This is a genomic window from Streptomyces sp. A0592 (genome assembly GCF_004795115.1).
Lineage (GTDB): Bacteria > Actinomycetota > Actinomycetes > Streptomycetales > Streptomycetaceae > Streptomyces > Streptomyces erythrochromogenes.
In genome coordinates this window covers 63,876-90,695 of sequence record NZ_SSBM01000007.1, presented here as the reverse complement: position 1 = coordinate 90,695, position 26,820 = coordinate 63,876, and the positions used below count along the sequence as shown (strand labels likewise).

Annotated in this window: 24 protein-coding genes; 10 read left to right on the top strand and 14 right to left on the bottom strand. The window is 73.3% G+C overall.

Annotated features, from left to right (window positions below; genetic code table 11):
* Positions 1 to 20: 20 nt before the first annotated feature.
* The 3 genes from E6U81_RS13020 to E6U81_RS13010 are packed head-to-tail and all read left to right on the top strand — an operon-like array spanning position 21 to position 2,679.
* Entirely contained in the window at positions 21 to 683 is a 663-nt protein-coding gene (locus E6U81_RS13020) for a DUF5819 family protein (protein ID WP_136230255.1), read from the top strand.
* Positions 680 to 1,900: an HTTM domain-containing protein gene (locus E6U81_RS13015; RefSeq protein ID WP_240803784.1), complete on the top strand. Its 1,221-nt coding sequence runs from the start codon at positions 680 to 682 to the stop codon at positions 1,898 to 1,900. Before E6U81_RS13020 ends, E6U81_RS13015 begins: the two co-directional genes overlap by 4 nt.
* Positions 1,897 to 2,679 (top strand): RNA methyltransferase, encoded by a 783-nt coding sequence (locus E6U81_RS13010; RefSeq protein WP_136230254.1) that lies wholly within the window; start codon positions 1,897 to 1,899, stop codon positions 2,677 to 2,679. The genes E6U81_RS13015 and E6U81_RS13010 overlap by 4 nt, the downstream gene beginning before the upstream one ends.
* Here E6U81_RS13010 and E6U81_RS13005 read toward each other — a convergent pair.
* Positions 2,563 to 3,579: a hypothetical protein gene (locus tag E6U81_RS13005; protein ID WP_240803783.1), complete on the bottom strand. Its 1,017-nt coding sequence runs from the start codon at positions 3,577 to 3,579 to the stop codon at positions 2,563 to 2,565. The two genes, E6U81_RS13010 and E6U81_RS13005, sit on opposite strands and share 117 nt — an antisense overlap.
* Before the next feature lie 108 nt (positions 3,580 to 3,687).
* On the opposite strand from E6U81_RS13005, the gene E6U81_RS13000 reads away from it, so the two are divergent.
* Positions 3,688 to 4,350 carry a MerR family transcriptional regulator gene (locus E6U81_RS13000; RefSeq protein WP_136230253.1) on the top strand — a complete coding sequence of 221 codons (663 nt, stop codon included), beginning with the start codon at positions 3,688 to 3,690 and terminating at the stop codon, positions 4,348 to 4,350.
* A gap of 15 nt (positions 4,351 to 4,365) precedes the next feature.
* Here the strand turns inward: E6U81_RS13000 and paaN are convergent, their stop codons facing one another.
* Entirely contained in the window at positions 4,366 to 6,048 is a 1,683-nt protein-coding gene (gene paaN / locus E6U81_RS12995; RefSeq protein WP_136230252.1) for a phenylacetic acid degradation protein PaaN, read from the bottom strand.
* A 124-nt stretch (positions 6,049 to 6,172) separates the two neighbouring features.
* On the opposite strand from paaN, the gene E6U81_RS12990 reads away from it, so the two are divergent.
* The gene (locus E6U81_RS12990) at positions 6,173 to 7,684 is read left to right on the top strand and encodes a 3-hydroxyacyl-CoA dehydrogenase (protein ID WP_136230251.1); all 1,512 of its coding nucleotides are present in this window, start codon (positions 6,173 to 6,175) and stop codon (positions 7,682 to 7,684) included.
* A complete protein-coding gene (locus E6U81_RS12985; protein WP_136230250.1) occupies positions 7,681 to 8,268 on the top strand; it encodes a TetR/AcrR family transcriptional regulator in 588 nt (195 codons plus the stop codon). The genes E6U81_RS12990 and E6U81_RS12985 overlap by 4 nt, the downstream gene beginning before the upstream one ends.
* Before the next feature lie 10 nt (positions 8,269 to 8,278).
* On the opposite strand, the gene E6U81_RS12980 is transcribed toward E6U81_RS12985, so the two are convergent.
* Entirely contained in the window at positions 8,279 to 8,848 is a 570-nt protein-coding gene (locus E6U81_RS12980; RefSeq protein ID WP_240803782.1) for an Lrp/AsnC family transcriptional regulator, read from the bottom strand.
* Between the two features lie 178 nt (positions 8,849 to 9,026).
* On the opposite strand from E6U81_RS12980, the gene pdhA reads away from it, so the two are divergent.
* From pdhA to E6U81_RS12965, 3 genes are read left to right on the top strand one after another with little or no spacing between them, the layout of a single operon-like run.
* On the top strand, positions 9,027 to 10,163 hold the full coding sequence (pdhA, locus tag E6U81_RS12975) for a pyruvate dehydrogenase (acetyl-transferring) E1 component subunit alpha (RefSeq protein WP_136230249.1): 1,137 nt from the start codon (positions 9,027 to 9,029) through the stop codon (positions 10,161 to 10,163).
* 47 nt (positions 10,164 to 10,210) lie between these two features.
* Complete coding sequence (locus E6U81_RS12970) at positions 10,211 to 11,179, top strand: alpha-ketoacid dehydrogenase subunit beta (protein WP_206309924.1); 969 nt, start codon at positions 10,211 to 10,213, stop codon at positions 11,177 to 11,179.
* Complete coding sequence (locus E6U81_RS12965; RefSeq protein WP_136230247.1) at positions 11,179 to 12,519, top strand: dihydrolipoamide acetyltransferase family protein; 1,341 nt, start codon at positions 11,179 to 11,181, stop codon at positions 12,517 to 12,519. The genes E6U81_RS12970 and E6U81_RS12965 overlap by 1 nt, the downstream gene beginning before the upstream one ends.
* A gap of 79 nt (positions 12,520 to 12,598) precedes the next feature.
* On the opposite strand, the gene E6U81_RS12960 is transcribed toward E6U81_RS12965, so the two are convergent.
* The 10 genes from E6U81_RS12960 to E6U81_RS12915 all read right to left on the bottom strand — a co-directional run bounded on the left by E6U81_RS12960 (position 12,599) and on the right by E6U81_RS12915 (position 24,366).
* Positions 12,599 to 13,576 (bottom strand): NAD(P)H-quinone oxidoreductase, encoded by a 978-nt coding sequence (locus E6U81_RS12960; RefSeq protein ID WP_136230246.1) that lies wholly within the window; start codon positions 13,574 to 13,576, stop codon positions 12,599 to 12,601.
* A gap of 26 nt (positions 13,577 to 13,602) precedes the next feature.
* The gene (locus tag E6U81_RS12955) at positions 13,603 to 14,703 is read right to left on the bottom strand and encodes a potassium channel family protein (protein ID WP_136230245.1); all 1,101 of its coding nucleotides are present in this window, start codon (positions 14,701 to 14,703) and stop codon (positions 13,603 to 13,605) included.
* The gene (locus tag E6U81_RS12950) at positions 14,691 to 15,986 is read right to left on the bottom strand and encodes a molybdopterin molybdotransferase MoeA (protein WP_136230244.1); all 1,296 of its coding nucleotides are present in this window, start codon (positions 15,984 to 15,986) and stop codon (positions 14,691 to 14,693) included. The genes E6U81_RS12955 and E6U81_RS12950 overlap by 13 nt, the downstream gene beginning before the upstream one ends.
* Positions 15,983 to 16,858, bottom strand: a complete 876-nt coding sequence (locus E6U81_RS12945; protein ID WP_136230243.1) for an NTP transferase domain-containing protein — start codon at positions 16,856 to 16,858, stop codon at positions 15,983 to 15,985. The genes E6U81_RS12950 and E6U81_RS12945 overlap by 4 nt, the downstream gene beginning before the upstream one ends.
* A 157-nt stretch (positions 16,859 to 17,015) precedes the next feature.
* Positions 17,016 to 17,555: a bacterial proteasome activator family protein gene (locus E6U81_RS12940; protein ID WP_030014634.1), complete on the bottom strand. Its 540-nt coding sequence runs from the start codon at positions 17,553 to 17,555 to the stop codon at positions 17,016 to 17,018.
* A gap of 101 nt (positions 17,556 to 17,656) precedes the next feature.
* Positions 17,657 to 20,416, bottom strand: a complete 2,760-nt coding sequence (locus E6U81_RS12935) for an ABC transporter permease (RefSeq protein WP_136230402.1) — start codon at positions 20,414 to 20,416, stop codon at positions 17,657 to 17,659.
* Positions 20,417 to 20,517: 101 nt separating this feature from the next.
* Complete coding sequence (locus E6U81_RS12930; protein ID WP_136230242.1) at positions 20,518 to 21,264, bottom strand: ABC transporter ATP-binding protein; 747 nt, start codon at positions 21,262 to 21,264, stop codon at positions 20,518 to 20,520.
* A 25-nt stretch (positions 21,265 to 21,289) separates the two neighbouring features.
* Complete coding sequence (locus E6U81_RS12925; protein WP_136230241.1) at positions 21,290 to 21,940, bottom strand: PadR family transcriptional regulator; 651 nt, start codon at positions 21,938 to 21,940, stop codon at positions 21,290 to 21,292.
* Positions 21,941 to 22,011: 71 nt separating this feature from the next.
* Positions 22,012 to 22,560: a hypothetical protein gene (locus tag E6U81_RS12920; protein ID WP_136230240.1), complete on the bottom strand. Its 549-nt coding sequence runs from the start codon at positions 22,558 to 22,560 to the stop codon at positions 22,012 to 22,014.
* Positions 22,561 to 22,707: 147 nt separating this feature from the next.
* Entirely contained in the window at positions 22,708 to 24,366 is a 1,659-nt protein-coding gene (locus E6U81_RS12915) for a protein kinase (RefSeq protein ID WP_136230239.1), read from the bottom strand.
* A 230-nt stretch (positions 24,367 to 24,596) separates the two neighbouring features.
* On the opposite strand from E6U81_RS12915, the gene E6U81_RS12910 reads away from it, so the two are divergent.
* Positions 24,597 to 26,189 carry a protein kinase gene (locus E6U81_RS12910; protein ID WP_136230238.1) on the top strand — a complete coding sequence of 531 codons (1,593 nt, stop codon included), beginning with the start codon at positions 24,597 to 24,599 and terminating at the stop codon, positions 26,187 to 26,189.
* 78 nt (positions 26,190 to 26,267) lie between these two features.
* Here the strand turns inward: E6U81_RS12910 and E6U81_RS12905 are convergent, their stop codons facing one another.
* A complete protein-coding gene (locus tag E6U81_RS12905; RefSeq protein WP_136230237.1) occupies positions 26,268 to 26,690 on the bottom strand; it encodes a pyridoxamine 5'-phosphate oxidase family protein in 423 nt (140 codons plus the stop codon).
* Positions 26,691 to 26,820: the final 130 nt, after the last annotated feature.

Here is a 26,820-nt window from a genome sequence, read left to right as displayed (position 1 = left end):
CGCCGGACGATCGGGGCGGGATGGATTCGAACGGGCACGAGCTCGCCGAAGAGGCCGCTCCGCGACCCCCCAGGGCGCCCGGAATCGCCGGTCTGTCCGCCCCGTACCGGGTCGTGACGGCCCTGGCGCTGGGCGCCGTCGGGATCGCCGCGTGCACGCACCTCGCGCTGGTCTTCCTGCACGTGGCCCCCTCCAACACGGTGAGCAAGCAGCACGCGCGGACGATCGACGCCTGGATCTATCCCGAGTTCGAACAGAACTGGAAGCTCTTCGCGCCCAACCCGCTCCAGCAGAACATCGCCGTGGAGGTGCGCGCCGAGGTCCGGTCCGCCGGCGGCGAGCTGATCACCACCGGCTGGCGGGACCTGAGCGCCGAGGACGGCGCGGCGATCCGGCACAGCCTGCTGCCGAGCCATACGGAGCAGAACGAGCTGCGCCGGGCCTGGGACTTCTACACCGGCTCCCACGACGAGGACGAGAAGGCCCTCGGCGAGCGCGGCGAACTCTCCGAGGAGTACCTACGGCGGATCGCGATGAACCGGCTCACCCCGAACCACGAGGGCGGGCGCATCCTGCGGATCCAGATGCGCTCGGCGACGACGGCCGTGCCCGCGCCGAAGTGGAGCAGCGAGACCACCGACACCCAGACCTACTACCGGGAGCTGCCGTGGTGGAAGGTGTGAGACGGGCTCGCGCCGCGCTGGCACGGGCCGTCGCCAAGGTCAGCGGGCAGGCGCTGGGCCCGTACCAGAGCGCCGTCGTCCGCATCGGCTTCGCCGGCACCTGGCTCTTCTTCCTGCTGCGGGAGTTCCCCCACCGCGCCGAGCTGTACGGCCCGGACGGGCCGTGGAGCCAGGACCTGGCGCAGCGGCTGCTCGACTCCAACGGCGCCTTCACCGTGCTCACGTGGTCGGGCTCGGCACTGTGGTTCGAGGCCGTCTACGCCGTGGCCGTGCTGGCGAGCGTCGGCCTGCTGCTGGGCTGGCGGACCCGGGCGACGTCCGTGGTGTTCATGATCGGCGTGCTGTCCCTGCAGAACCGCAGCGTGTTCATGGGTGACGGCGGGGACAACGTCATCCACCTGGTCGCGATCTACCTGGTGCTGACCCGGTGTGCGCAGGTGTGGTCGCTGGACGCGCGCAGGGCCCGTACGCGGGGCACCGCGACGGCCGGGGCGGCCGGGCCCGTGCTGTGGGGGGTGCTGGGGGCGGTCTTCGCGTACGGGGCGGCCACCGGGCGGTTCAGCCACGGCTGGCTCGCGGCGTTCGCCGCGCTGTGGGTGGTCTGCGGCCTGTGGTGGCTGGTCGAGCGGTACGAGCCCGAGGGCGAGGGGCGGGCGGCCCTGGACGTCCTGGCCAACCTGCTGCACAACGCGGGCATGCTGGTGATCATGGCGGAGGTCTGCCTGATCTACGCGACGGCCGGCTGGTACAAGATCCAGGGTTCGCGGTGGCAGGACGGGACGGCGCTGTACTACCCCCTGGGGCTGGACTACTTCACCCCGTGGCCGGCGCTGTCCGACCTGCTGGCGGGCAGCGGGACGCTGGTGATGCTGCTGTCGTACGGCACGGTGGCGGTGCAGGTGGCCTTCCCGTTCACGCTCTTCAACCGGCGGATCAAGAACGTCCTGCTGGCCCTGATGATCATGGAGCACGCGGGGATCGCGGTGCTGCTGGGACTGCCGTTCTTCTCGCTGGCGATGATCGCCGCCGATGCCGTCTTCCTGCCGACCGGGTTCCTCGTGTGGCTCGGCGCACGGATCGCCGCCCGGCGGAGGGCCGTCCCCCTGCGGGGTCCTGGCGGCGGGGTCGGCGCGGTCCCGGGCGCCCGTGCGGAGCCCGGGCCCGATCCGGCGCCCGATCCGGAACCGGAACCGGAGGGCCGTAGGGTCGGGGGATGAGCGAGCGGGCAGGTGCGGGCGAGACGGTGCGGCAGTGGCGGGAGGACGCCGGGCGGGAGGGCCTCGTGCTCCTCGACGGGTTCCACGCGCTGAAGCACGCGCTGCGCTTCGGGGCCGACGTGCGCATGGTCGTCGCCGACGATCCCGGGGCCGTACGGGAACTGGCCCGCGAGCTGGCTCCGGACGTCGAGGCCGACGTGGCCCGCCTGGTGCGGCCGGCCGTGCTCAAGGAGCTGCTGCCCCGCGTCCACCCCACCGGGGTCGCGGCCCTCGCGGTACGGCCGGACCGGGCGGCGGGCCTCGCGGGTCTGGGGCGGATGCCCAGGCCGGCGCCCGTCGTCGTCCTCGACAACCCCCGCAACCTCGGCAACGTCGGGGCCGTCGTCCGCCTCGCCGCCGGCTTCGGCGCCACCGGCGTGGTGACCCGCGGCGACCTCGACCCCTGGCACCCGAACGTGGTCCGGGCCGGGGCCGGGCTGCACTACGCCACCACCGTCGAGCGCCTCGCGCTGGAGGAGCTGCCGCCCGGGCCGCTCTACGCGCTCGACCCGGAGGGCACGGACATCCGCGGCCTCACCCTCCCGGACGACGCGCTGCTGGCCTTCGGCTCGGAGCGGCACGGGATCTCCCCCGAGCTGCGCGCGCGGGCCGACCACCTGGTGTCACTGCCGATGCGCCCCCAGGTCTCCAGCTACAACCTCGCCACCAGCGTGGCCATGGCCCTCTTCCACTGGGGCGGCCCCCCTGCGGCCCCCGGACAGGGCGGCGAGGACTCCTAGGACTCCCCCGGCCAGGATCGCCGCGGCAGCGCCGAGCGTCGCCCCGTCCGGGTGGACCAGGGACTGGCCGCGCAGCGCCTGCCAGGTCAGCAGGGCGAGCAGCGCCGCGTACACCGCACCGGCCACGAGGACCAGCCGCACCCGCACCCGTTCGTCGCGCAGCCGGGCGTGGCGCGGGGCGAGCGCGGCCAGGACGAGCACGAGCAGCGGGAGCAGCTGGAGGGCGTGCATCCCGAAGAAGTGCGGGATGCGCAGGTCCCCTCCGACGGTGGACCAGCCGGTGAGGAACATTCCGGGGCCGCCGTCGGGCACCCCGACACTGTGCGCGCCGCTCTCCGCGAGCTCCGTCCCGGCGGCCTCCCGGCGCTGCTGCTCGGGCGTCGGCAGGGCCATCAGGAAGCCCAGGGCGGCGCCGGTCAGCGCGAGCACCGTGGAGATCCGGATCGCCCACGTCGTGGCCCGGTCGGCGATCCGCGCCCGCCAGAGCAGGGCGGCGACGACGAGCGTGCCGAGCCACAGCACCGCCACGGTGTTGCCCATCAGTGAGAAGACCCGGGCGTCGAAGGGCGTCGCGTTGTTGAAGTGGCTGCGCACCCCGCGCAGCACCTGCAGGGTGATCAGCACCATTTCCAGAGCGCTCGCGACGGCCACGACCGTGCCGGCCCACCAGGCGGTCCGGCGCAGCCGCGGCCGTTCCTCGCCCAGCAGCGAGATCATCCAGGCCAGGCTGAGGCAGTACGCGACGAACGCGACCGAGAACTTGAACGGCTTGGCCCAGATCGGCGCCCCCGTCAGTACGCGGTCGTCGACCACGAGGGCGACGGCGGAGCCGACCGCCCACAAGGCCATCAGCAGGGCGAACACCACCAGTGGGCGGTGCCGGGTACGCCAGGACGACATCAGCATTCATACCCCCGTAATGAATGGATAGCGACGCTGCCTGCTATCTGATAGTGCCACTATCTATGATGGAGGTGAACCGGGCAAGAGAAATCAGGGTGAACGCACGTGCGCATCGGAGAGTTGAGCCGCCGGACCGGAGTGCCGGTGCCGACGATCAAGTACTACCTGCGGGAGGGGCTGCTGCCCGCCGGGGAGCTGACAAGCCCCAACCAGGCCAGCTACGGGGACGCGCACGAGCGCCGGCTGAGGCTGGTCCGTGCGCTGCTGGAGGTCGGCGGGCTGTCGGTGGCCGCCATCCGCGAGGTCCTCGTGGCGGTCGACGACCAGGAGCAGCCGGTGCACGACCTGCTGGGCGAGGCGGCCGCACGGCTGGTGCCCGCATACGGCGACGGGCGCGACGGCGCGGGCGGGGCGGCGGACGCCGAGACCGTGCTGGCGCGGGAGCGGGTGGTGCGGCTGATCGAGGAGCGCGGCTGGCGGATCGCGAGCACCAACAAGGCCGCCGAGGCGCTGGTGGCCGCGCTCGCCTCGGTCCGGCGGGTGGGGCACGTGGGCTTCGTGGAACTCCTCGACGACTACGCGGAGGCGGCCGAGCGGGTGGGCCGCACGGACCTGGACTACGTCGCCCGGCGGGTGGCCCGCGAGGACCTGGTGGAGGCGGCGGTCGTCGGCACGGTGCTGGGCGACGCGGTCTTCGCCGCGCTGCGCAGGATGGCGCAGGTGGACGCCTCCGCCCGCACGTTCGGGGCGGAGGCGTCCGACGTCTGAACGACGGTCGTGCGACTACGCCTGGCGGCGAACCTCCACCACGCGGAAGCGGTTCGACACGAAGGCGCCGTCGCACAGCGCGGCGTTGGCGGCCGGGTTGCCGCCGGAGCCGTGGAAGTCAGAGAAGGCCGCGGTCTGGTTGACGTAGACCCCGCCGGTCAGGTTCAGGGAGAGCTGCGCGGACTCCTCCAGGCAGACCTCCTCCAGGGCCCGCTCGGTGTCCGGGGACGTGGTGTAGGCGCCCACGGTCATGGCGCCCTTCTCGCGCACGGTGCGGCGCAGCAGGTCCAGCGCGTCCGCCGTGGAGTCCACGGCCACCGCGAAGGAGACCGGGCCGAAGCACTCGGAGAGGAAGGGCGCCTCCGGGTCCGGCTTGGCGGCGTCCAGCTTGACCATCACCGGCGTACGGACGACGGCGTCCGGGAACTCGGGGTTGGTGACCTCGCGGGAGGCCAGCGCGACCTCGCCGAGCGCCGCCGCCGCCTCCAGGCGGGTCTTGACGTCCGGGTTGACCAGCGCGCCGAGCAGCGCGTTCGCCCGTGCGTCGTCGCCGAGCAGGCCGCCGACCGAGGCCGCGAGGTCGGCCACGACCTCGTCGTAGGACTTGTGGCCGGCGTCCGTCGCGATGCCGTCGCGCGGGATCAGCAGGTTCTGCGGGGTCGTGCACATCTGGCCGCTGTAGAGCGACAGGGAGAAGGCCAGGTTGGCCAGCATCCCCTTGTAGTTGTCGGTGGAGTCCAGGACGACGGTGTTGACGCCCGCCTTCTCCGTGTAGACCTGCGCCTGCCGGGCGTTGGCCTCCAGCCAGTCGCCGAACTCCGTGGAGCCGGTGTAGTCGATCAGCTTGATCTCGGGGCGGACGGCGAGGTCCTTGGCGATGCCCTCGCCCGGACGCTCGACCGCGAGCGCCACCAGGTTCGGGTCGAAGCCGGCCTCCGCGAGCACCTCCCGCGCCACCTGCACGGTCAGGGCGAGCGGCAGCACGGCCCGCGGGTGCGGCTTGACCAGCACCGGGTTGCCGGTGGCCAGGGACGCGAACAGGCCCGGGTAGCCGTTCCAGGTCGGGAAGGTGTTGCAGCCGATCATGAGCGCGATGCCGCGGGGGACCGCCGTGAAGGTCTTGCCGAGCTCCAGGGGGTCCTTCTTGCCCTGCGGCTTGGACCAGTCGGCCTGCCCCGGGACGCGGGTCTGCTCCTCGTAGGCGTAGGCCACGGCCTCCAGGCCGCGGTCCTGCGCGTGGGGGCCGCCCGCCTGGAAGGCCATCATGAAGGCCTGGCCACTGGTGTGCATGACCGCGTGCGCGAACTCGTGGGTCCGGGCGGAGATGCGGGCCAGGATCTCGATACAGACCAGGGCGCGCGCCTCGGGTCCGGCGTCGCGCCAGGCGGCCATGCCGGCCTTCATCGCGGGCAGCAGCACGTCCGGGTCCACGTGCGGGTACTCGACACCCAGCTCCGGGCCGTACGGGGACTTCTCGGAGCCCGTCCAGCCGTCGGTGCCGGGCTGGCCGAGGTCGATGCGGGTGCCGCGCAGCGCCTCGAAGGCGGCGAGCCCGTCGGCCGGCGCGGTCTCGCCGTAGGCCTTGGGGTGCTCGGGATGCGGGGACCAGTAGGCACGGCTGCGGATCGCCGACAGGGCCTGGTCCAGAGTGGGCCGGTGCTTGGCGGACAGCTGGGGGACGGTGAGCTCGGCGGCCATCAGGGACCAACTCCTCGTTGAGCCGGGCGAAGGAGAGCAGACTGGAGTTAGAGTAACCGAACGATCGGTCGGGACAAGAGGGCCCGGCGGACCTGTGGATAAGTCGGTGCGGGAGGATCAGGACATGACAGCAATCGAGCGGTCCCGCACTGTGGCGGTCGTCGGCGCGGGCACGATGGGCCAGGGCATCGCCCAGGTCGCCCTTCTCGCAGGTCACCGCGTGCTGATCTACGACATCGACGCCTCCCTCGCCGCCGACGGCGTCGGGATCGTGCAGGACCGTGTCGAGCGGATGGCCGCGAAGGGCCGTCTGGACCGGGCCGAGGCCGAGGAGGCGGTTGGCCGGATCGCGGCCGCCGGCGCCCTTGCGGACCTCGCCGGGGCCGCCCTCGTCATCGAGGCCGTCGTCGAGAACGTCGGGATCAAGCAGGCGCTCTTCGCCGCTCTCGAAGAGGTGGTCGAGCCGGACGCCCTGCTCGCCACGAACACCTCCTCCCTCTCCGTCACCGAGCTCGCCGCGGGCCTCGCGCACCCCGGCCGCTTCCTCGGCCTGCACTTCTTCAACCCGGCTCCGCTGCTCCCGCTGGTCGAGGTGGTCAGCGGCTCGGCGACCGACCCGGCCGCCGCCGAGCGCGGGTACCGCACGGTCCTCGGCTGGGGGAAGACGCCGGTCCGCTGCGCCGACACCCCCGGCTTCATCGTCAACCGGATCGCCCGCCCCTTCTACGCCGAGGCCTTCGCGGTGTACGAGGAGCAGGGCGCCGACCCGGCCACCATCGACGCCGTGCTCCGCGAGAGCGGCGGTTTCAAGATGGGACCCTTCGCCCTGACCGACCTGATCGGCCAGGACGTCAACGAGGCCGTGACCCGCTCCGTGTGGGAGTCCTTCTTCCGCAGCCCCAAGTTCACCCCGTCCCTCGCGCAGCGCCGGCTGGTCCAGTCGGGCCGCCTGGGCCGCAAGTCGGGCCACGGCTGGTACCCGTACGGCCCGGACGCGGCCGCCGCGCAGCCGCACACCGCCGGGCCCGAGGAGGCGCCGGACAAGGTGACCGTCGTCGGCGACCTCGGCCCGGCCGCCGAGCTGGCCGACCTGCTGGAGGAGGCCGGGATCGCGGTCACGGCCGCGGAGCACGGGGGCCCGTACATCCAACTGCCCGGCGAGGGACAGCTGGTCCTCGCGGACGGCAAGACCTCCGTCGAGTTCGCGGACGTCGTCTACTTCGACCTCGCGCTCGACTACCGCGGCGCCACCCGCATCGCGCTGTCCGCCAGCGCGGACACCAGCGAGCGGACCCTCTCCGAGGCGATCGGCCTGTTCCAGAAGCTCGGCAAGCAGGTCTCCGTCATCGGCGACGTCCCCGGCATGATCGTCGCCCGGACCGTCGCGATGCTGATCGACCTCACCGCCGACGCCGTCGCCCGCTCAGTGGCCTCCGCCGAGGACATCGACACCGCGATGCGGCTCGGCGTCAACTACCCTCTGGGCCCCTCCGAATGGCACGGCCGGCTCGGCCAGGACTGGGCCTACGACCTGCTGCACCACCTCGACGAGCGCTGCCCCGGCGGCCGGTACGCGCCCTCGCTGGCGCTGTTCAAGCTGGGTTACGCGGCGGGCGACGAGGAGGGCACGGAGTGACCACGGCCAAGCGCGACACCTACACCCCCGAGACCCTGCTGTCCGTGGCCGTCCAGGTCTTCAACGAGCGGGGCTACGACGGCACCTCGATGGAGCACCTCTCCAAGGCCGCCGGCATCTCGAAGTCCTCGATCTACCACCACGTCACGGGCAAGGAGGAGCTCCTGCGGCGGGCCGTCAGCCGCGCCCTCGACGGGCTCTTCGCGGTGCTGGAGGAGCCGGGGGCGGTCCGCGGCCGCGCCGTCGACCGCGTCGAGTACGTCACGCGCCGCACGGTCGAGGTGCTGGTCTGCGAGCTGCCGTACGTGACGCTGCTGCTGCGGGTCCGCGGCAACACCCGCACCGAGAGGTGGGCGCTGGAGCGCCGCCGCGAGTTCGACCACCAGGTCGCGGACCTGCTCAAGGCCGCCGCCGCGGACGGCGACCTGCGGGCGGACGTGGACATCCGCCTCGCCACCCGCCTCCTCTTCGGCATGGTGAACTCGCTGGTCGAGTGGTACCGCCCGCACCCGGGAGCCGGCCAGGACCAGCTCGCCGACGCGGTGGTCACCATGGCCCTGGACGGCCTGCGCACGAGCCGCTGACCCGTACGGGCTACTCCTCGGCGATCGCGGGGCCGCCGGCCGGGCCCGGCCCCGCGTCCAGGAGGTCCGTCTCCTCGAAGACCAGCAGGGTGCGCGTCGAGAGGACCTCCGGGATGGCCTGGAGGCGGGTCAGGACCAGCTCGCGCAGGGTCCGGTTGTCCGGGGTGTGCACCAGGAGCAGCACGTCGAAATCACCGCTGACCAGGGCGATGTGCGCGGCGCCCGGGAGCTCGCGCAGCTGCTCGCGCACCGTGCGCCAGGAGTTCTGGACGATCTTCAGGGTGATGTAGGCCGAGGCGCCCTGGCCCGCGCGCTCGTGGTTGACGCGGGCCGTGAACCCGCGGATCACCCCGTCGTCGATGAGCCGGTTGATCCGCGCGTACGCGTTCGCGCGCGAGACGTGCACCTGCTCGGCCACCGACCGTATGGACGCCCGGCCGTCCGCCTGGAGCAGCCGCATGATCGACCGGTCGATCGGGTCCAGAGGACGGGGTGCGACGGGCGGGACCCCGGGGGCTCCCGGTGCGGTCCCCGGTGCGACCGGCGCGGAACCCGCTCCGGCCATTTGTTCATCCGGCATTGCCCGATGCCTCCCTCTTCTGGACGTCCTGCATCCATCCCAGGGCCCCGGCGCCAGTTTGTCCACAGCCTGGAGCCGCCTGTAGCCAAATTGCGCGGACAACCGAACAATCGGTAGGTGAGGGGCCTCACACCCGGGGCACCCCCTGCCCGCTTCCCACGAGGAGGTGTACGCCGCCATGACGGTCCAAGAGCTGCCCGGTGCCGGTGCGTCCCACCGTTCCACCCCGCCGCCCGCCTGGAGGCCCCGTACGGACGCCGCCCCGCTGCTCCCGGACGCCGAGCCCTACCGGGTGCTGGGCACCGAGGCGGCCGACCGCCTCGACCCCGCGCTGATGCGCCGGTGCTACGCCGAACTGGTGCGCGGCCGCCGCTACAACGCCCAGGCCACGGCGCTCACCAAGCAGGGCCGGCTCGCCGTCTACCCCTCCACGGTCGGGCAGGAGGCCTGCGAGATCGCGGCCGCCATGGTCCTCCAGGACCAGGACTGGCTCTTCCCGAGCTACCGCGACACGCTGGCGGCCGTGGCGCGCGGACTGGACCCCGTACAGGCGCTGACCCTGCTGCGCGGCGACTGGCACACCGGCTACGACCCGCGCGAGCACCGCATAGCCCCGCTCTCGACCCCGCTCGCCACCCAGCTGCCGCACGCGGTGGGCCTGGCGCACGCGGCCCGGCTGCGCGGCGACGACGTCGTCGCCCTCGCCATGGTCGGCGACGGCGGCACCAGCGAGGGCGACTTCCACGAGGCGCTGAACTTCGCCGCCGTCTGGCAGGCCCCGGTGGTCTTCCTCGTGCAGAACAACGGCTTCGCGATCTCCGTCCCGCTCGCCAAGCAGACCGCCGCCCCGACACTGGCCCACAAGGGTGTCGGGTACGGCATCCCGGGCCGGCTGGTCGACGGCAACGACATCGCTGCGATGCACGAGGTGCTGTCCGAGGCCGTCCGGCGGGCCCGGGCCGGCGGTGGCCCGACCCTGATCGAGGCCGTCACGTACCGCATGGAGGCGCACACGAACGCCGACGACGCGACGCGCTACCGCGGTGACGCCGAGGTCGAGGCGTGGAAGGCGCACGACCCGATCGACCTGCTGGAGCGGGAGCTGACCGCGCGCGGGATCCTCGACGAGGCAGGCATCACGGCCGCGCGCGACGAGGCCGAGGTGATGGCGGCGTCCCTGCGCGACGGGATGAACGCCGATCCGGTGGTGGACCCGATGGACCTGTTCGCGCATGTCTACGCGGAGCAGACCGACCGCCTGCGCGAGCAGGCGGCCATGCTCCGTGCCGAGCTGGAAGCCGAGGACCAGGCGTGACGACGGTGGCGGCGAAGTCCGCGAAGACGGGGGCCAAGCCCGCGACGATGGCGCAGGCCCTGACGCGGGCGATGCGCGACGCGATGGCCGAGGACCCGACGGTCCACGTGATGGGTGAGGACGTCGGGACGCTCGGCGGCGTCTTCCGGATCACGGACGGCCTGGCGAAGGAGTTCGGCGAGGACCGCTGCACGGACACCCCGCTCGCGGAGGCCGGAATCCTGGGCACGGCCGTCGGCATGGCCATGTACGGGCTGCGGCCCGTGGTGGAGATGCAGTTCGACGCCTTCGCCTACCCGGCCTTCGAGCAGCTGATCTCGCACGTCGCGAAGATGCGCAACCGCACCCGCGGCGCGATGCCGCTGCCGATCACCATCCGCGTGCCGTACGGCGGCGGGATCGGCGGTGTGGAGCACCACTGCGACTCCTCCGAGGCGTACTACGTGGCCACCCCCGGCCTGACCGTGGTGACCCCGGCGACCGTCGAGGACGCCTACGGGCTGCTGCGCGCGTCGATCGCCAGCGACGACCCGGTGGTCTTCCTGGAGCCGAAGCGGCTGTACTGGTCGAAGGCGGACTGGTCGCCCGAGACGCCGGCGGTCGTCCCGGGCATCGGGAAGGCGCTGGTCCGGCGTACGGGCACGAGCGCCACCCTGATCACCTACGGGCCTTCGCTGCCGGTCTGCCTGGAGGCGGCCGAGGCGGCCCGCGAGGAGGGCTGGGACCTTGAGGTCGTCGACCTGCGCTCCCTGGTCCCCTTCGACGAGGACACGGTCGTGGAGTCCGTACGCCGCACCGGGCGTGCGGTCGTCGTCCACGAGGCCGGCGGCTTCGGCGGGCCGGGCGCGGAGATCGCCGCCCGCGTCACGGAGCGGTGCTTCCACCACCTGGAGGCCCCGGTGCTGCGGGTCACGGGCTTCGACATCCCGTACCCGCCGCCGATGCTGGAGAAGCACCACCTGCCCGGCGTCGAGCGGATCCTGGACGCCGTGGCCCGCCTGCAGTGGGAGAACTGATGCCGCAGGTAATGGAATTCAAGCTGCCCGACCTCGGCGAGGGCCTGACCGAGGCCGAGATCGTGCGGTGGCTGGTCGCGGTCGGCGACGTCGTCGCCATCGACCAGCCGGTCGTCGAGGTCGAGACGGCCAAGGCGATGGTGGAGGTGCCCTGCCCCTACGGCGGCGTGGTCACCGCCCGGTTCGGCGAGGAGGGCGAGGAGCTGCCGGTCGGCGCCCCGCTGATCACCGTCGCGGTGGGCGCGCAGTCGGTGCCCGACGGGGCGGCGGAGGTCACCGAGGCCGAAGGCTCCGGTGATGCGCCCCGGCCGCTGATCGGCTACGGCTCCGACCACTCGCGCCCGGCGCGTCGGCGACGGGTGCGACCCGTCACCGCCGCGGTGTCGGCGCCCGCGGCGGCTCCGGCTGCGGCTCCGGCTGCGGTCGTCGCGGCTCCGGTGGCTCCGCCCGCTCCCGTGGCTCCCGCCGGGCCGGTGCCCGTCATCTCGCCGCTGGTCCGCAAGCTCGCCAAGGACGGCGGGGTGGACCTGCGCGCGCTGCACGGTTCCGGACCGGAGGGCCTGATCCTGCGGGCCGACGTCGAGGCGGCCCTGGCCGCGCTGCGGGCTCCCGCCCCGGCTCCCGCCCCCGTGGCGGCGGCGGTGGCGGCGCAGGGCGAGCGGATCCCGCTCAAGGGCCTGCGCGGTGCGGTCGCCGAGAAGCTGTCGCGCAGCCGCAGCGAGATCCCGGACGCCACCTGCTGGGTCGACGCCGACGCCACCGAGCTGATGGCGGCCCGGGCCGCGATGAACGCCGTGGGCGGGCCCAAGATCTCGGTGCTCGCGCTGCTGGCACGGATCTGCACGGCCGCGCTGGCCAAGTACCCGGAGCTGAACTCCACCGTGGACCTCGCGGCCAAGGAGATCGTCCGGCTCCCGTCGGTGCACCTGGGCTTTGCCGCGCAGACCGAGCGGGGCCTGGTGGTCCCCGTGGTCCGGGACGCCCAGGGCCGCAACCCGGAGTCCCTGTCGGCGGAGTTCGCGCGGCTGACCGAGCTCGCCCGCTCCGGCAGGCTGGCCCCGGCCGACCTGACGGGCGGCACCTTCACCCTGAACAACTACGGGGTGTTCGGGGTCGACGGCTCCACGCCGATCATCAACCACCCGGAGGCGGCGATGCTCGGGGTCGGCCGGATCATCGACAAGCCGTGGGTCCACGAGGGCCAGTTGGCGGTGCGCAAGGTCGTCCAGCTGTCGCTGACCTTCGACCACCGGGTCTGCGACGGCGGTACGGCGGGCGGCTTCCTGCGTTACGTGGCGGACTGCGTGGAGTCCCCGGCGGTCCTCCTGCGCACCCTGTAGCCGTGCAGGGGCTCCGGCCCCGGACCCCGCGCCGTGAACGCCGGCGCGCGGGGTCCGGGGCCGGAGCCCGCAAGCCCGCTCACACCGTGAGCAGCAGCTTGCCCACGTGGGTGCTCGACTCCATGACCCGGTGCGCCTCGGCGGCGTCCCGCATCGGGAACGTCGCGTGCACCACCGGCCGGACGCGGCCCGCGGCCACCAGCGGCCACACGTGCTCCCGGACGGCCGCGACGATCGCCGCCTTCTCCTCCAGCGGCCGCGCCCGCAGCGAGGTCGCGGTGATCGCCGCCCGCTTGGCCAGCAGCGCACCGAGGTTCAGCTCGGCCTTGACCCCGCCCTGCAGTCCGATCACCGCGAGCCGGCCGTTGACGGCCAGGGCGTCCACGTTCCGCGCGAGGTACTTGGCTCCCATGATGTCCAGGATCACGTCCGCCCCGGCCCCGCCCGTGGCGGACCGCACCTCGGCCACGAAGTCCTGCTCGCGGTAGTCGATGAGGACGTCCGCGCCCAGCTCCTTGCAGCGGGCCAGCTTCTCCGGGCCGCCCGCCGTGACCGCGACCGTCGCGCCCACCGCCTTGCCGAGCTGGATCGCCATCGTCCCGATGCCGCTGGCTCCGCCGTGCACCAGCAGGGTCTCGCCGGGGCGCAGTCCGGCCACCATGAACACGTTGGACCACACCGTCGTGACGACCTCCGGCAGCGCCGCCGCCGTCACCAGGTCCACCCCGGCCGGGACCGGCAGGAGCTGACCGGCCGGCACGGCCACCCGCTGCGCGTACCCGCCGCCGGCCAGCAGGGCGCACACCTCGTCGCCCACCGACCAGCCGGACACCCCGGCCCCGAGCGCGGCGATCCGCCCGGAGCACTCCAGGCCCGGGTGGCGCGAGGCGCCGGGCGGCGGATCGTAGAAGCCCTGCCGCTGGAGGAGGTCGGCGCGGTTCACGGCGCTCGCCGCGACCTCGACGAGGACCTCGCCCTCGCCCGGTACCGGATCGGGAACGTCTGCCCAGACCAGGGCCTCGGGGCCGCCGGGCTGCTCGATGGTGATCGCATGCATGGCCCGGAGGCTACGCCACGGCGCGGCTACTCGGCAGGACCCAGTGTCGTCCTCGCCGCGGTGGGCGGTACCGCCCGCACGATGGTGATGAGACGGTCCGTCAGCTGGAGCGGGCTCGCGTGCGGGTCGTCGTACGGCAGCAGCCGGTGCCCGCGCAGCACGTTCACGACGAGGTCCTCGGTGTCGCGCACCGACTTGCCGACCTCGGCCTTGCGGACGGGCCGTTCGATGAGGTCCAGCCCGCTGCCCTGCTGGATCAGGTCCTCCATCACGGTGCCCGCGCTCGGGCTGAGCACCGAGAGCCCCAGCAGCCGGCCGGCCGCGCTCGCGCTCGTGATGACCGCGTCCGCCCCGGACTGGCGCAGGAGCGGGGCGTTCTCCTCCTCGCGCACCGCGGCGACGATCTTCGCCCCGCGGTTGAGCTGCCGGGCGGTCAGCGTGACCAGGACCGCCGTGTCGTCGCGCTGCGTGGCGATGACGATCTGACGGGCCTTCTGGAGCTCGGCGCGCAGCAGTACGTCCGAGCGGGTGGCGTCGCCGACCACGCCGGTGAACCCTTCGGCGTTGGCCGTGTCGATGACCTTGGCGCTCGGGTCGACGACGACGACCTGCTCCTTGGAGAGGCCGGTGGCCAGCAGTGTCTGCAGGGCCGAGCGGCCCTTCGTGCCGAAGCCGACGACGACCGTGTGCTCGCGCAAGTTCTTCCTCCAGCGCTTCAGCCGCCACTCTTCCCTCGTCCGTTCCGTCAGGACTTCGAGGGTGGTACCGACGAGGATGATCAGGAACAGCACGCGCAGCGGCGTGATCAGCATGATGTTGATCAGCCGTGCGCTGTCGCTGTAGGGGACGATGTCGCCGTAGCCGGTCGTCGACAGCGTCACCGTGGCGTAGTAGAAGCAGTCGAGGAGATCGACCGATTCGTTGGCGTTGTCGTGGTAGCCGTCGCGGTCCAGCCACACGATGAAGACCGTGAGGAAGAGGACGAACAAGGCCATCAGGAGACGCTTGGCGACCTGGCGCAGCGGGTGCTCGACGATGCGCTTGGGCAGTTTGATGCGCCGCGAGACGAGCTTCTCGTCGGCCTCGCGGGCCATGGCGTCCTGTCCGGGCAGTTTCACGTGAAACATCCTCCCGAAGCCCACGGCAGATCGAGGACCTCAAGCTCCTGTCCGGACCGGGCGCCCTTGGGCGGTACGACGGCCAGCGCGTCCGCGGCCGCCACGCCGCGCAGCATCGCGGGGCCGTGGTAGCGCAGCGGTACGGCCTGCTCGTCGTCGAGCCGGACCGGTACCAGCCGGGTGTCGTACGGGTGCCCGGGCACGTCGCCCTGCACGGTCGCCGTGTAGCGCGGGCGCGGGCGGCGGCCCGCGAGGCCGCGCAGCAGCGGCTCGACGAGGGTCAGCAGCCCGGAGACGGCGGCGAGGGGGTTGCCGGGGAGCCCGACCACGTGCCGCCCGTCCGCCCGGTCGCCGATCCGCGCCAGCAGCATCGGGTGCCCGGGCCGGACCGCCACCCCGTCGACGAGCAGCCGGGCCCCGGCCTTCTCCAGTACGGGGTGGACGTGGTCGACGGGTCCGGAGGCGGTGCCGCCGGTGGTGACCAGGACGTCGGCGGTGGAGGCGGTGACGGCCTTCAGCAGGGCGGCCGCCCCGGCCGGGTCGTCGCCGAGCGTCCGGGTGCCGGTGACCTCGGCGCCCAGGCGCGTGAGCCAGGGCTCCAGCATGGGGCCGAGGGCGTCGCGGATCAGCCCGTCGTGCGGGCGGCCCTCGGTGAGCAGTTCGTCGCCGAGCACCAGGATCTCCACGCGGGGGCGGGGCCGGGTGGTCAGCCGGTCGTATCCCGCGGCCGCCGCGAGCCCGAGCACGGCGGGGGTGACCAGGGAGCCGGCGGGCAGCAGCAGGTCCCCCGAGCGGCACTCCTGGCCGCGCGGGCGGATGTCCTGGCCGGTGGCGACGGGCCGCTCGGCGAAGAGCTGCCCGCCCGCCTCACGGCAGTGCTCGCTGCGGATGACGGCGGTGGTGTCGGCGGGGATCCGGGCACCGGTGGCGATCCGGACGGCCTCGCCGTCGGCGAGCGGCTCCGGTCGGCCGGAGCCGGCCAGGACGCCGCCGCCTTCGCGGACGTGCCACGGGCCGGGGCCGGCCACGGCCCAGCCGTCCATGGCGGAGGTGTCGAAGGACGGCAGGTCGGTCAGCGCGTCCAGGGAGGCGGTCAGCACCTCGCCGAGGGCGTCCGCGAGGGGGACGTCGTGGGTGCGTGCCCGCACCCCGGCCCCGGCGTGGGCGGCGGCCTCCCGGGCGCGCGGCCAGGAGACGGCCCGGTGGCCGCCGGCACCGCCACCCTCCGGGGCGCGGCTGACCAGGGCCAGGGCCTCCTCAAGGGCCTGTTCGGCGGAGTTCGTGGGGGTCATCCCGAGCCGTTCTCTTCGGCGGCGGCTTCGGTCTCCGCCTCGGCGGCCCAGCGCAGCGCCAGGTCGGCGGCCTTGCGGGAGGCCTCGGCGACGGCCTGGGCGGGGTCGGCGCCGGTGGCGGCGGCGTGGGCGGCCGCGTAACCGACCAGGAAGGTGGTCAGCGGCGCGGCGGGGCGGGCGACGCCGTGGGCGGCGTCCCGGGCGAGGTCGAGCAGGGTCTTGGTGTCGACGGCGAGGTCGATGCCCAGCTCGTTCTTGACGGCGGTGATCCATTGGTCCAGCACGGTTCCATGCTCTCTGATCCGGGCGCGGGCGGCGGCGAGATCGTCCCAGGTGTCGCAGTCGAACGCGGCGAGTGGCGGAGCCGCCACGGCGGTCAGCTCCAGTTCCGCGGTGAGCGCGCGCAGCGGCAGCCCGGCGAGGCCGCCGTGTTCGGTGGCGAGCAGCGCGATCTCGCGACGCAGGGGTTCGGCCCGGTAGGCCGCGACCAGCGGCTGGTCCCGGCCGTCGGGGTCCCGCAGCATCGCCCCGTCCGTGCCGTGCGCATCGGGTGCGGCCAGCAGGGCCCGTACGGTGTCCCGGTCCAGGAACGGCAGGTCCGCGGAGAGTACGAGGACCAGCTCGGCGGCGGTCCCGCGCAGCCCGGCGTCCAGCGCAGCCACGGGGCCGCCCCCGGGCGGGTCCTCGCGGGTCCACCGCACGGGCCGCGCGGTGGGCCGTCGGCCGCCGACCACGACGGTGCTCCGGGCGTCCGGGCAGGCGTCGAGGACGCGGTCGAGGAGCGCCCGTCCGCCGACGCTCAGCGCGGGCTTGTCCGCCCCGCCGAGTCGCCGCGCGGCGCCGCCGGCCAGCACGATCGCGTCGTAGCTCATGCCCATGAGTATGCGCGGACCATGTCACCGGCGCGGAGCCGGACTTACGGAAGGCTTATCCCGCCCGGGCGGTGTTCGGCCCCGGGAACGTGGAAGCGGGTCGGAGTCCACGCCCGGGCATGGACTCCGACCCGCTTTGTCCGCGGACCGCCGGGGGCTAGAGGTAGGGGCCCGAGCGGATCGCGCCGTGGCCGCCGTCTTCGTCGTCGTCGTGCGGACCGCCGGGCGGGAGGGCGCGGCGCATCTGCTCCAACTGGGCCCGCGCGGCCATCTGCTGCGCGAACAGTGCGGTCTGGATGCCGTGGAAGAGGCCCTCCAGCCAGCCCACCAACTGGGCCTGCGCGATGCGCAGTTCGGCCTCTGAGGGGATGGCCTCCTCGGTGAAGGGGAGGGACAGGCGCTCCAGTTCCTCCACGAGCTCCGGGGCCAGGCCGTCCTCCAGCTCCTTCACGGAGGCGGCGTGGATGTCCTTGAGCCTGACCCGGCTCGCCTCGTCGAGGGGCGCGGCGCGTACCTCTTCGAGGAGTTGCTTGATCATGCTGCCGATCCGCATGACCTTGGCGGGCTGTTCGACCATTTCCGTCACCGGGACCTCGCGCGACTCGTCATCGGCGTCGCCGACCGCCGTCCCGTCCTGTCCCACGATCAGGACGTGCGGGGGACTGTCCTGCGACCGTTCACTCCTCGGCATCTCCATGCCGTCATTCTCTCGCACACCTTCGTTCTCACACGGTGTGCCCCCGTACAGTCGTGATCCACCCTGTACGGGGGCACCAGCCCGGGGAATCGTCCCCGCGTTCAGCCCGCGGCGCGACGGGCCAGCGCGCCGCTGGAGCGGGTGACCAGCGCAGCCAGCAGGGCCGCGCCCAGCGGGACCACGACGAGCAGCCCGGCGAGGGTCTCCCACGGCACGGCGATCGGCACGTACGGAACGGACTCGCCCGCCAGGGAGTAGCCGTCGTCGACGGCGCGCTGGGCGAACGCCTCCAGTTCCCGCCGCTGCACCAGGCGCAGGCCGACCGCGGGCAGGATTCCGGCCGCCGAACCCAGGACGACGCCCATCAGGGCCACCACCCCGCACTGGAAGCCGCTCAGCGTCCGCCGCACCCGCGGCGGGGCGCCCACCGCCGCCAGCGTCTTCAGATCGGCCTCGGCGTCGGCCTGGGAGAGCCCGGTGGCGATACCGGCCGCGCCGATGGTGACCAGGCCGGCGAAGACGGTCAGGGCGAGCAGGACCAGGCTGTCGTCGCCCTCGTAGCCCGCTTCGATCTGCAGGGAGGCGTCCACGCCCATCCGGTCGATGTCCCCGTTGATCCGCTGGCGCTGCTCGGAGGAGGCCGCTCCGTCGAGGGAGAAGTACGAGCCGACCGGTGCCGTGGCCAGCCCCGCGGCCTGCACCGCCGCGGGCGGCAGGACCAGGTCCAGGCCCCAGCCCTCGGTGCCGTCCGGGACCAGGTGCACGGGGATGATCTTGTCCACGCCGACCGGTTCCTTCGCGGGCCCCGGGAGGGAGTCCTCCGCGTCCGGTCCGGAGATGATCCGCAGGGTCAGCTTGCCGTCCTTGACCTGCCGCTGGTCGAAGGCGACGGCACGGCCCTGCTGGAGAGCGGACACCGCGCCCGGGTCGTTGACCTGGAGCACCTTCATCAGCTTCTCGTCGGCGACCACCGTGGCGTACCGCGTGCCTCGCATCGCGCCCTTGCAGCGCCAGTCCTGGCGCAGCCGGCGGGCCTCCTCCGCGCTGAAGTCAGCGGAGCCCCCGGGGCCCTCGTAGAGCGGGCAGCGCTGGTCCTTGGGCGTGATGATCCGGGCCTCGCCGCAGTCCGGGTCCCGCGTGTACTCCTCACAGCCCGGCTTGCCGACGACCAGCCGGTCCACGTCCGCGCGCAGGGCCACCGGGAGCTGCTTGGTGAGGGACTCGCGCAGGGCGGGGACCTCCTTGTAGGCGCTGTTCTCGGAGGTCAGCAGTTGGCCGGTGCCGTGCGGCAGGTCGGCGCGGTACTCGTGGCGGCTCTGGATGTCGTTGCTGTGCTGGTACGTGGCCACCGCGACGGTGCCTGCGACGGCGGCCAGGACCGCGGCCACGGCGGGGGCCGTACGCCCCCGGTTGCGCACGGCGTCGCGCAGTGCGAGCCGCGGGGACAGGGGCAGCCAGCGGCCGAGGCGCCCGAAGAGGCCGACCAGGACCGGCGTGAGGGCGACGATGCCGAGCTCGGCCAGTGCGCTGCCGCCCGCCACGACGGCGGAGCCCAGGTCCGCGGCGCTGCCGTAGAGGGCGATCCCGGCTCCGGCGGCGACGGCCGCCAGGCCGACGACCGGCAGCACCCGGTTGGAGCGGCGCACCCCGCGGCGGCCGGTCAGCGAGGCCAGGACCGTCTGCCGGGAGGCGGTGACCGCGGGGACGATCGCGGACAGCAGTCCGGTGACCACCGCGAGCAGGGCGATGCCGGCCAGTTCCAGCGGGCGGAAGTCGAGACCGCCGAAGCGGTTGCCGAGCTGCTCCTCCAGCACCGGCTGGAGCGCCACCGTCAGACCGATGCCGATCGCGGTGCCCGAGACCGCGGCCACGGCGCCGATGACCAGGCCGCCGGAGAGCACGATGGAGCGGATGTGGCGCCGGTCGCCGCCGTTGGCGCCCACCAGGCCGAGCTGGCGGCGCGAGCGGCGGGCGCCGACCGCGAAGGCGGGTCCGGCGAGCAGGCAGATCTCCAGCATGGCGAGGCCCACGATCGTGGCCAGGATGGCCATTTCGGTGGCGTTGCCGGCGCCGCCCTCGAACTGCTTCTTGGGCTCCTGCCGGTAGAGGGGGACGTCGGCGTCGGCGGGCGGATCGTTGGCGACCGCGCGGGATATGACGAGGAGGGACTTGGCATTGGCCGCCTGGACCATGTTCCACGTGAAACCGTCACCGCCCACCTTGACCAGGTAGGAGTCCTCCCAGATCACCCCGGTGCCCCCGGAGGTCTGGAGCGCCTGGTCGAGGGGGCCGATCAGGCTCCCGGGCGCTGCGGTGATCTGGACCTTCTTGAGGTCGTCCGGCAGCTCGTAAGCGCCGACGATCTTGTAGGCGGCGGTGGTTCCGCGCGGCGTGACCGAGGAACCGACGAACATGCCGGAGTTCTCCAGGAAGGCGTTGGTCGCGACGACCTCGCCCGCCCGCTCGGGCAGCCGGCCGCGGTCGAGCGTGAACAACCCCTTGGCCAGCGGGTCGTGCAGATCGGTCTCGCGCAGGTCGGTTTCGAGCAGCCCGTGTTGGGTGCGGACCTTGCCGTAGCCCCTGGAGTCCTTCAGCAGCCGGCTTCCGGGCGGGAGCGCGGCGGCCACCTGCTCCGGGGTCTCCTCCTGCGGTCGCGAGGTGGCGTCGCTGCTGTCGAAGCTGCCGACGGGCGCGAAGTTCGACCCGTCGGGCACCTGGTAGATCGGGCCGCCCACGTGCGAGGTGGCGACCCGGGCGTCGGCGGCCCCGACCACACGGCTGACGGCCTGGTCGGGGGAGAGTTCGGCGCTGCGCAGGGTGAGGTCGGCGGCGCTGACGCCGACGATCGGCAGGGCGATCATCGAAAGGACCAGGCAGCTGCGGCCCTTCGCGCGCCAGGCGTCGCGGCGGGCGATGCGCAGGGCCGCGACCCAGGAGTGGTACCAGCCTTGGGGCGAGGAGGTCACTGGCCGCCCGCCTGCCCGGAGAGGAGGGAGTCGGCGTGGCTGCGCAGGGTCTCGTCGACCACGCTGCCGTCGCGCAGGAACACCACGCGGTCGGCCCACGCGGCGAAGCGCGGCTCGTGGGTGACGAGGACCCCGGCCGCGCCGGCGTCGCAGCGGGAGCGCAGCAGCGCGAGGACGGACTCGCCCGTCTCGGAGTCGAGGGCGCCGGTGGGCTCGTCGGCGAGGACGAGGCGGCGGTCGCCCACGAGGGCGCGGGCGATGGCCACGCGCTGCTGCTGCCCGCCGGACATCTCGTCGGGGAAGCGGTCGGCGAGGATGCCCAGGTTCATCTCCGCCAGCGCCGCGAGGGCCGCGGCGCGGGCCTTGCGGGCCGAGGTCCCGTCCAGTTCGAGCGGCAGGGCCACGTTCTCGGCGGCGGTGAGGGCCGGGATCAGGTTGTAGTCCTGGAAGACGTACCCGATGCTGCGGCGGCGCAGCGCGGCGAGCTGCTTGCGGCTCGCCGCGGTGATGTCGGTGCCCTCGACCAGCACCCGGCCGCCGGTGGGGACGTCGAGGCCGCCCGCGAGGGTGAGCAGCGTGGATTTGCCGGAGCCGGAAGGGCCCATGACGGCGACGAGTTCGCCGGGGTACACGGCGAGGTCGATGCCGCGCAGGGCGTGCACTTCGGTGGCGCCGCTGCCGTGGGTGCGGACGAGCCGCTCCAACTGCAGTACGGGTTGCTGGGGCTGGCGCTGGTCGGGCATGAGGGGTCCCCCCTGGGACGGTGGTTCAGGCGCGCCGCGTACGGGCGGTGCGGGGCCGGGTGGTGGTGGTCGGGGCCGGGGTCTCGACGGCGGCCTGGGGCGGTTCGGGCACGGCGGCTCTCCGGTCGGCCGGCAGGGAGAGCCGGACGAGCCGGGCCTCGCAGTGGTCGAGCCAGCGGGCCTCGGCCTCGGTCTGGAAGATCAGCTGCTCCAGCACGAGCAGCCAGGCGACGTCGTCGCGTTCGCCGGACCGGCCGCTCTCGACCGCCGCGAGCGCGGTGGCCTTGAGTCGGGTGTAGTCCTGCATCGCGCGGATCGTGGCGTGCCGCTGGGACTGGATGACGGCGCGGATGTCCACTCCCGGGGCGCCCACGGCCATGGCGAGCTTGATGGACAGCTCGTCCCGGGGCGGGTTGGCCCGGTCGACGGGGCGCTCGTACCACTCGCGCAGCTCGGCGCGCCCGGTGTCGGTGATGGCGTAGAGGGTGTGTCCCGCGGTGTCCTCGCCGTCGGGTGCGACGAGGCCGTCGCGTTCGAGCCGGGCGAGGGTCGTGTAGACCTGCCCGACGTTGAGCGGCCAGGTGGAGCCGGTCCGGGATTCGAACTCGGTGCGCAGCTGGGAGCCGTACCGAGGACCCCGTTCCAGGAGGGCGAGTAGCCCGTGACGGATCGACATACTCGGTATGTATACCGAGTATGTTCACGCAGGGCAACCATCGGCGGGCGTACTTCGGAAGGGGAACGCCGCTACGCGCTCCGTCGCAGCCGTAGGCCCAGATAGCCCAGACCCAGTCCCATCAGGGCGAATCCGGTGCCCAGCGGCAGTATGTGCGCGGCCAGGTCCGCCGCCCGGTCGTTCGGCTCGGTGTCGAGGGCGGTGTCGAGCGCGGTGACGCTGTCACGCGCTGTCGGGGCGGCGGCGGAGGGCCTCTGCGGCGGCGGCGGGGAGGGCGGGGGCGGCGGCGGTGTGGGCTCGGTACGCGGGCGCACCGGCAGCGGCCGGGAGGCGATCAGCAGCTCCGGATCGGCGGGCGCGCCGACCGGCCGGCCGGGCCGCTCGCGGCCCACCCCGGCGGCGCTCCCCGCGAGCTCCTCGCGGGCGTCGTCGCCCTCGTCGCCCTCGTCGGCCGCGTTGCGCAGCGGCTGGGCCGCGGGCGGCGCGGCGCGGTGGGCGTGGGTGCGGTCGGCGTGGGCCGGTGCGAGGGGGCCGGCGTGGACGGAGGCGGCCGGTGCGAGGGCGGCTGCGGCCAGCGCGGCGCAGGCGAGCCAGTGCGACGGGCGGAAGCCTTGGATCACGGGGAGCCCCTCCCGTCCCGAGCGGCCGGCGTGCTCGCTGGAGTCAGCGATATGCGCTCAGATTTACATAGTGGGGCAAAAGCGGCATCCCGGGCGCCCTATCGGGTGCCCGGGATGCCGGTGTGTCGTGCAGGCCGCCGGGAGCGGCTACTCCGGGTTGCCGGTGGACACGGTGAGCGTGTACTCCGTGCCCTCCTTGTTGATCTTGTCGCCGGCGGCCGGGGTCTGGCTCAGCACCGTGTCCTTGCCGTACACGGCCTCGTCCTTCGGGACGATGGTGTACTTGCCGCCCGAGGCCTGGATGCAGGCCTTCACGGAGAGCAGGTTCTTGTACTTGAGGTCCGGCGCCGAGTACTTGCCGGCCTCGCTGTAGTGCTTCACCGGCTCCGAGCACTTCTTGGCGTCGATCGTGCGCGTGACGTCGGGGCCCTTGAACCCGGCCTTCGCGGACGCGGACGTGGAGGCGCCGGGATCGGCCGTGGTGCCGCCCTTGTCCTTGTCGTCCCCGTTCATCGAGATCGCCGCGATCAGGCCGCCGACCGCCAGCAGCGCCACCGCGACGGCGCCCACGACCACCGGCATGTTCCGCTTGCCGCCGCCCGAGCCCGACGGGCCCGCCGCGCCCGTCGGGGAGATCGTGTACGGAGGCGGGGTCTGCGGGGCGTACTGCGCCTGCGGCGGGGGCGTGTGCGGGTAGGCGTAGCCGCCCTGCGCGTGCGGCTGCGGGGCGGGCGTCGGCGCGTACGGGGCCGGCGTCGGGCTGTGCGGCGCCTGGTAGGGCTGCTGCACCGACTGCGGCGGGGCCTGGAAGCCGGACTCCACCGGCGGGAACACCGCCGAGGACACGCCCGCGCCGCTGCTCAGCGGCCCCTGGCCCTGCACGATGACCGGCGCCCCGGTCTGCCCGGAGCCCAGCACCCGCGCGACCTCGTCGCCCATGGCCGCGGCCGTGGGGAAGCGCTCGTTCGGGTTCTTCTTCAGCGCCCGGGCCACCAGGGCGTCCATCGCCGGGGTCACCGACCGGTTGATGGAGGACGGCGCGACCGGCTCCTCCTGCACGTGGGCGTACGCGATGGCCAGCGGCGAGTCAGCGTCGAACGGGATCCGCCCCGTCAGCAGCTGGAAGAGCATGATGCCGACCGAGTACAGGTCGGAGCGGGCGTCGACGCCGCGTCCCAGGGCCTGTTCGGGGGAGAGGTACTGCGGGGTGCCGACGACCATGCCGGTCTGCGTCATCGAGGTGACCCCCGACTGCATGGCGCGGGCGATGCCGAAGTCCATCACCTTGACCACGCCGCGCTTGTTCACCATCACGTTGCCGGGCTTGATGTCGCGGTGGACGAGCCCCATCTCGTGGCTGGTCTCCAGGGCGGCGAGCACGTCGGCCGTCACCTTCAGCGCCTTGTCCGCCGGCATGGCCCCGTGCTGCCGGATGTCCGCTTCGAGCACCGAGCCGAGCGGCTTGCCCTCCACGTACTCCATGACGATGTACGGCATCACCGCGCCGTCGCCCGAGCGCCCGCCGCCGAACGTCACTTCGCCTTCACCGGTGTCGAAGACCGAGACGATGTTCGTGTGCGACAGTTTCGCTACAGCCTGGGCCTCGCGGCGGAAGCGCTCGCGGAAGGACTGCTCCCGGCCGAGGTCGCTGTGCAGGGTCTTGATGGCCACCTGCCGGTCCAGCGCCGAGTCGTACGCGAGGTATACAGAGGCCATGCCGCCCGCACCCAGCAAGTCCCTTAGCTGGTAACGGCCACCGGCCAGAGAGCCGCCCGCGTACTGGCCCTGAGTGCCGTCCTGGCTCATGACTGTTGCTTCCCCTCGGGATGTGCCTTCACGCCTCTGGCCGGGCGCACGTGGCGCCCAGTCTGCCCCAGGGCAAGCACACGTCAAGCCAGGTGCCCGTTCCGTGACCACACGTGCACAGGGTGGCCTTGTCCGAACGGTGACCGGTTCGGAGGCTGTAGCGTTCACCGGAGCACCAATAAAGAGGACTACCGCTGAGCGGCGGCCGAGAGAGACGACGGCGAGGACTGATGGCACCCGAACCCGAGGGAAACGGCGCCGGGATGACCGATGGTCCTGAGCACTGGGGCGACGGTGGCCTGGTGGGCGACGGCCGTTACCGGCTGACGCACCGACTGGGCCGCGGCGGCATGGCGGAGGTGTTCGCCGCCGAGGACGTGCGCCTGGGCCGCACCGTCGCCGTGAAGCTGCTGCGCGCCGACCTGGCCGAGGACCCGATCTCCAAGGCCCGCTTCACGCGCGAGGCGCAGTCCGTCGCCGGACTCAACCACCACGCCGTCGTCGCCGTGTACGACTCGGGCGAGGACCGGGTCGGCCCGAACACCGTCCCTTACATCGTCATGGAGCTGGTCGAGGGCCGCACCATCCGGGACCTCCTGATCAGCGCCGAGGCCCCGGGCCCCGAGCAGGCGCTCATCATCGTCTCGGGCGTGCTCGAAGCCCTCGCGTACTCGCACCAGCACGGCATCGTCCACCGCGACATCAAGCCGGCGAACGTCATCATCACCGACGCCGGCGCCGTGAAGGTGATGGACTTCGGCATCGCCCGAGCCCTGCACGGCGGGCAGGCGACGATGACCCAGACCGGCATGGTCATGGGCACCCCGCAGTACCTCTCGCCCGAACAGGCCCTCGGCAAGGCCGTCGACCACCGCTCCGACCTGTACGCGACCGGCTGCCTGCTCTACGAACTCCTCGCGCTGCGGCCCCCGTTCACCGGCGAGACCCCGCTCTCCGTGGTCTACCAGCACGTCCAGGACGCGCCCGTACCGCCCTCGCAGCTGCCGGAGGGCCACCACATCCCGCAGGAGCTCGACGGCCTGGTCATGCGCTCCCTCGCCAAGGACCCGGACGACCGGTTCCAGAGTGCCGAGGAGATGCGCGGGCTGGTCCAGTACGCGCTCCAGATGCTGCACGACCAGGGCCCGAACACCGGCACCTGGAACACCGGCCCGGTCACCATGGCGCTGCCGCACGGCCGCGGCGGCGCCGCCGCCACCACGGCCATGCCGGTGGGCGGGCCCGGCGGCGGGCACGGGTACCCCGCGAACGCCTCGACCTCGCAGTTCCAGCAGCCGATGGTGCCGCCGCTGAACCCGGACGACGGCACGGCCTTCCCCGGCGGTCCCGGAGGCCACGGCGGCGGTCACAGCGGAGGCTACGAGGCCTACGACGACCGGCGCGGCAACGGCGGCCGCTGGAAGATGTGGCTGTTCGCGGTGCTCGCGATCGTCGCGATCGCGGGCGGCGTGGCCTACGCCGTCAACAGCGTGGGCGGCGGCAAGGGCGGCGAGAAGCAGGATCCGGGCACCACCCAGACCTCCCCCAGCGCCAAGCCGAGCCTGTCCGACTCGCCGAACCCGACGCAGTCGCGCCAGACCACGGACAACACGCCGACGAACAACGACACCCCGCCGCCGGCGACCCGCACCCGGACGCAGACCGCCAGTCAGCAGCCCACGGCCACGGCGACGGCGTCGCCCACCGCGACGGCGACCAAGAGCAGCACGGCGACCGCGACCGCCACGGCGACGAAGACGGCCACGGCGACCGCGACGGCGACGAAGTCCCAGCCGCCGCCGGGTCCCGACAGCGCGGAGTAGCGCGGAGTAGCGCGGAGCGAGCACGGAACGGGCCCGGCGGAATCGATTTCCGCCGGGCCCGTCCGCATGGGCGCCCCGTCAGAGGGAGTGCCCGCAGAGCCGGTCGGGATTCCCGTTCCCGGCGAGCGAGTGAACGGTGCTGAACTGGGGTTCGATTCGCATGTGGACGGGGTCGAACACCTCGCCGTTCACGAAATGCGGACCCGGACCGAAGAGTTCCAGTTCTGCCGTGGTCGGCTCGATGACCTGCGCCGTTCCGGTGAACTGCACCGACCAGAGCCGGGGGTCCGGAGAATTGAAATTGTCGGCCCCGTAGGACACCACGCTTCCGTTGCACGCCTGGTGGTGGCCGAAACCGGCGTGCATTCTCAGGACGACCCGGCCGTCCACCACGATGTGGCGGGCCGGTGCGAGGAAGGGCAGCGCGCGCATGCTGGTGGCCACCCGGCCGTACGGCACCCGGCGCAGCAGTTCGAGGGCGTGGTGATCCTCTGGGGACATGCCGTCCACTGTCCGCCACCGGCACCGTGCCGGGAAAGAGGAACCCGCCCCGACGACCGGGGACGTTGGTCCCGAGTGAAACACCGCGGCCGTGGAACGCGGGCCGGCCCGAAGAGGACGGCGGCCCCGG

Bases quoted from the DNA above. Each gene is read 5' to 3' on its own strand.
- E6U81_RS13020 (WP_136230255.1), top strand. From the start codon at position 21: ATGGATTCGAACGGGCACGAGCTCGCCGAAGAGGCCGCTCCGCGACCC.
- E6U81_RS13010 (WP_136230254.1), top strand. From the start codon at position 1,897: ATGAGCGAGCGGGCAGGTGCGGGCGAGACGGTGCGGCAGTGGCGGGAG.
- E6U81_RS13005 (WP_240803783.1), bottom strand. From the start codon at position 3,579: ATGTCGTCCTGGCGTACCCGGCACCGCCCACTGGTGGTGTTCGCCCTG.
- paaN (WP_136230252.1), bottom strand. From the start codon at position 6,048: ATGGCCGCCGAGCTCACCGTCCCCCAGCTGTCCGCCAAGCACCGGCCC.
- E6U81_RS12990 (WP_136230251.1), top strand. From the start codon at position 6,173: ATGACAGCAATCGAGCGGTCCCGCACTGTGGCGGTCGTCGGCGCGGGC.
- E6U81_RS12980 (WP_240803782.1), bottom strand. From the start codon at position 8,848: ATGCCGGATGAACAAATGGCCGGAGCGGGTTCCGCGCCGGTCGCACCG.
- pdhA (WP_136230249.1), top strand. From the start codon at position 9,027: ATGACGGTCCAAGAGCTGCCCGGTGCCGGTGCGTCCCACCGTTCCACC.
- E6U81_RS12970 (WP_206309924.1), top strand. From the start codon at position 10,211: ATGGCGCAGGCCCTGACGCGGGCGATGCGCGACGCGATGGCCGAGGAC.
- E6U81_RS12965 (WP_136230247.1), top strand. From the start codon at position 11,179: ATGCCGCAGGTAATGGAATTCAAGCTGCCCGACCTCGGCGAGGGCCTG.
- E6U81_RS12960 (WP_136230246.1), bottom strand. From the start codon at position 13,576: ATGCATGCGATCACCATCGAGCAGCCCGGCGGCCCCGAGGCCCTGGTC.
- E6U81_RS12955 (WP_136230245.1), bottom strand. From the start codon at position 14,703: ATGTTTCACGTGAAACTGCCCGGACAGGACGCCATGGCCCGCGAGGCC.
- E6U81_RS12950 (WP_136230244.1), bottom strand. From the start codon at position 15,986: ATGACCCCCACGAACTCCGCCGAACAGGCCCTTGAGGAGGCCCTGGCC.
- E6U81_RS12945 (WP_136230243.1), bottom strand. From the start codon at position 16,858: ATGAGCTACGACGCGATCGTGCTGGCCGGCGGCGCCGCGCGGCGACTC.
- E6U81_RS12940 (WP_030014634.1), bottom strand. From the start codon at position 17,555: ATGGAGATGCCGAGGAGTGAACGGTCGCAGGACAGTCCCCCGCACGTC.
- E6U81_RS12935 (WP_136230402.1), bottom strand. From the start codon at position 20,416: ATGATCGCCCTGCCGATCGTCGGCGTCAGCGCCGCCGACCTCACCCTG.
- E6U81_RS12930 (WP_136230242.1), bottom strand. From the start codon at position 21,264: ATGCCCGACCAGCGCCAGCCCCAGCAACCCGTACTGCAGTTGGAGCGG.
- E6U81_RS12925 (WP_136230241.1), bottom strand. From the start codon at position 21,940: ATGTCGATCCGTCACGGGCTACTCGCCCTCCTGGAACGGGGTCCTCGG.
- E6U81_RS12915 (WP_136230239.1), bottom strand. From the start codon at position 24,366: ATGAGCCAGGACGGCACTCAGGGCCAGTACGCGGGCGGCTCTCTGGCC.
- E6U81_RS12910 (WP_136230238.1), top strand. From the start codon at position 24,597: ATGGCACCCGAACCCGAGGGAAACGGCGCCGGGATGACCGATGGTCCT.
- E6U81_RS12905 (WP_136230237.1), bottom strand. From the start codon at position 26,690: ATGTCCCCAGAGGATCACCACGCCCTCGAACTGCTGCGCCGGGTGCCG.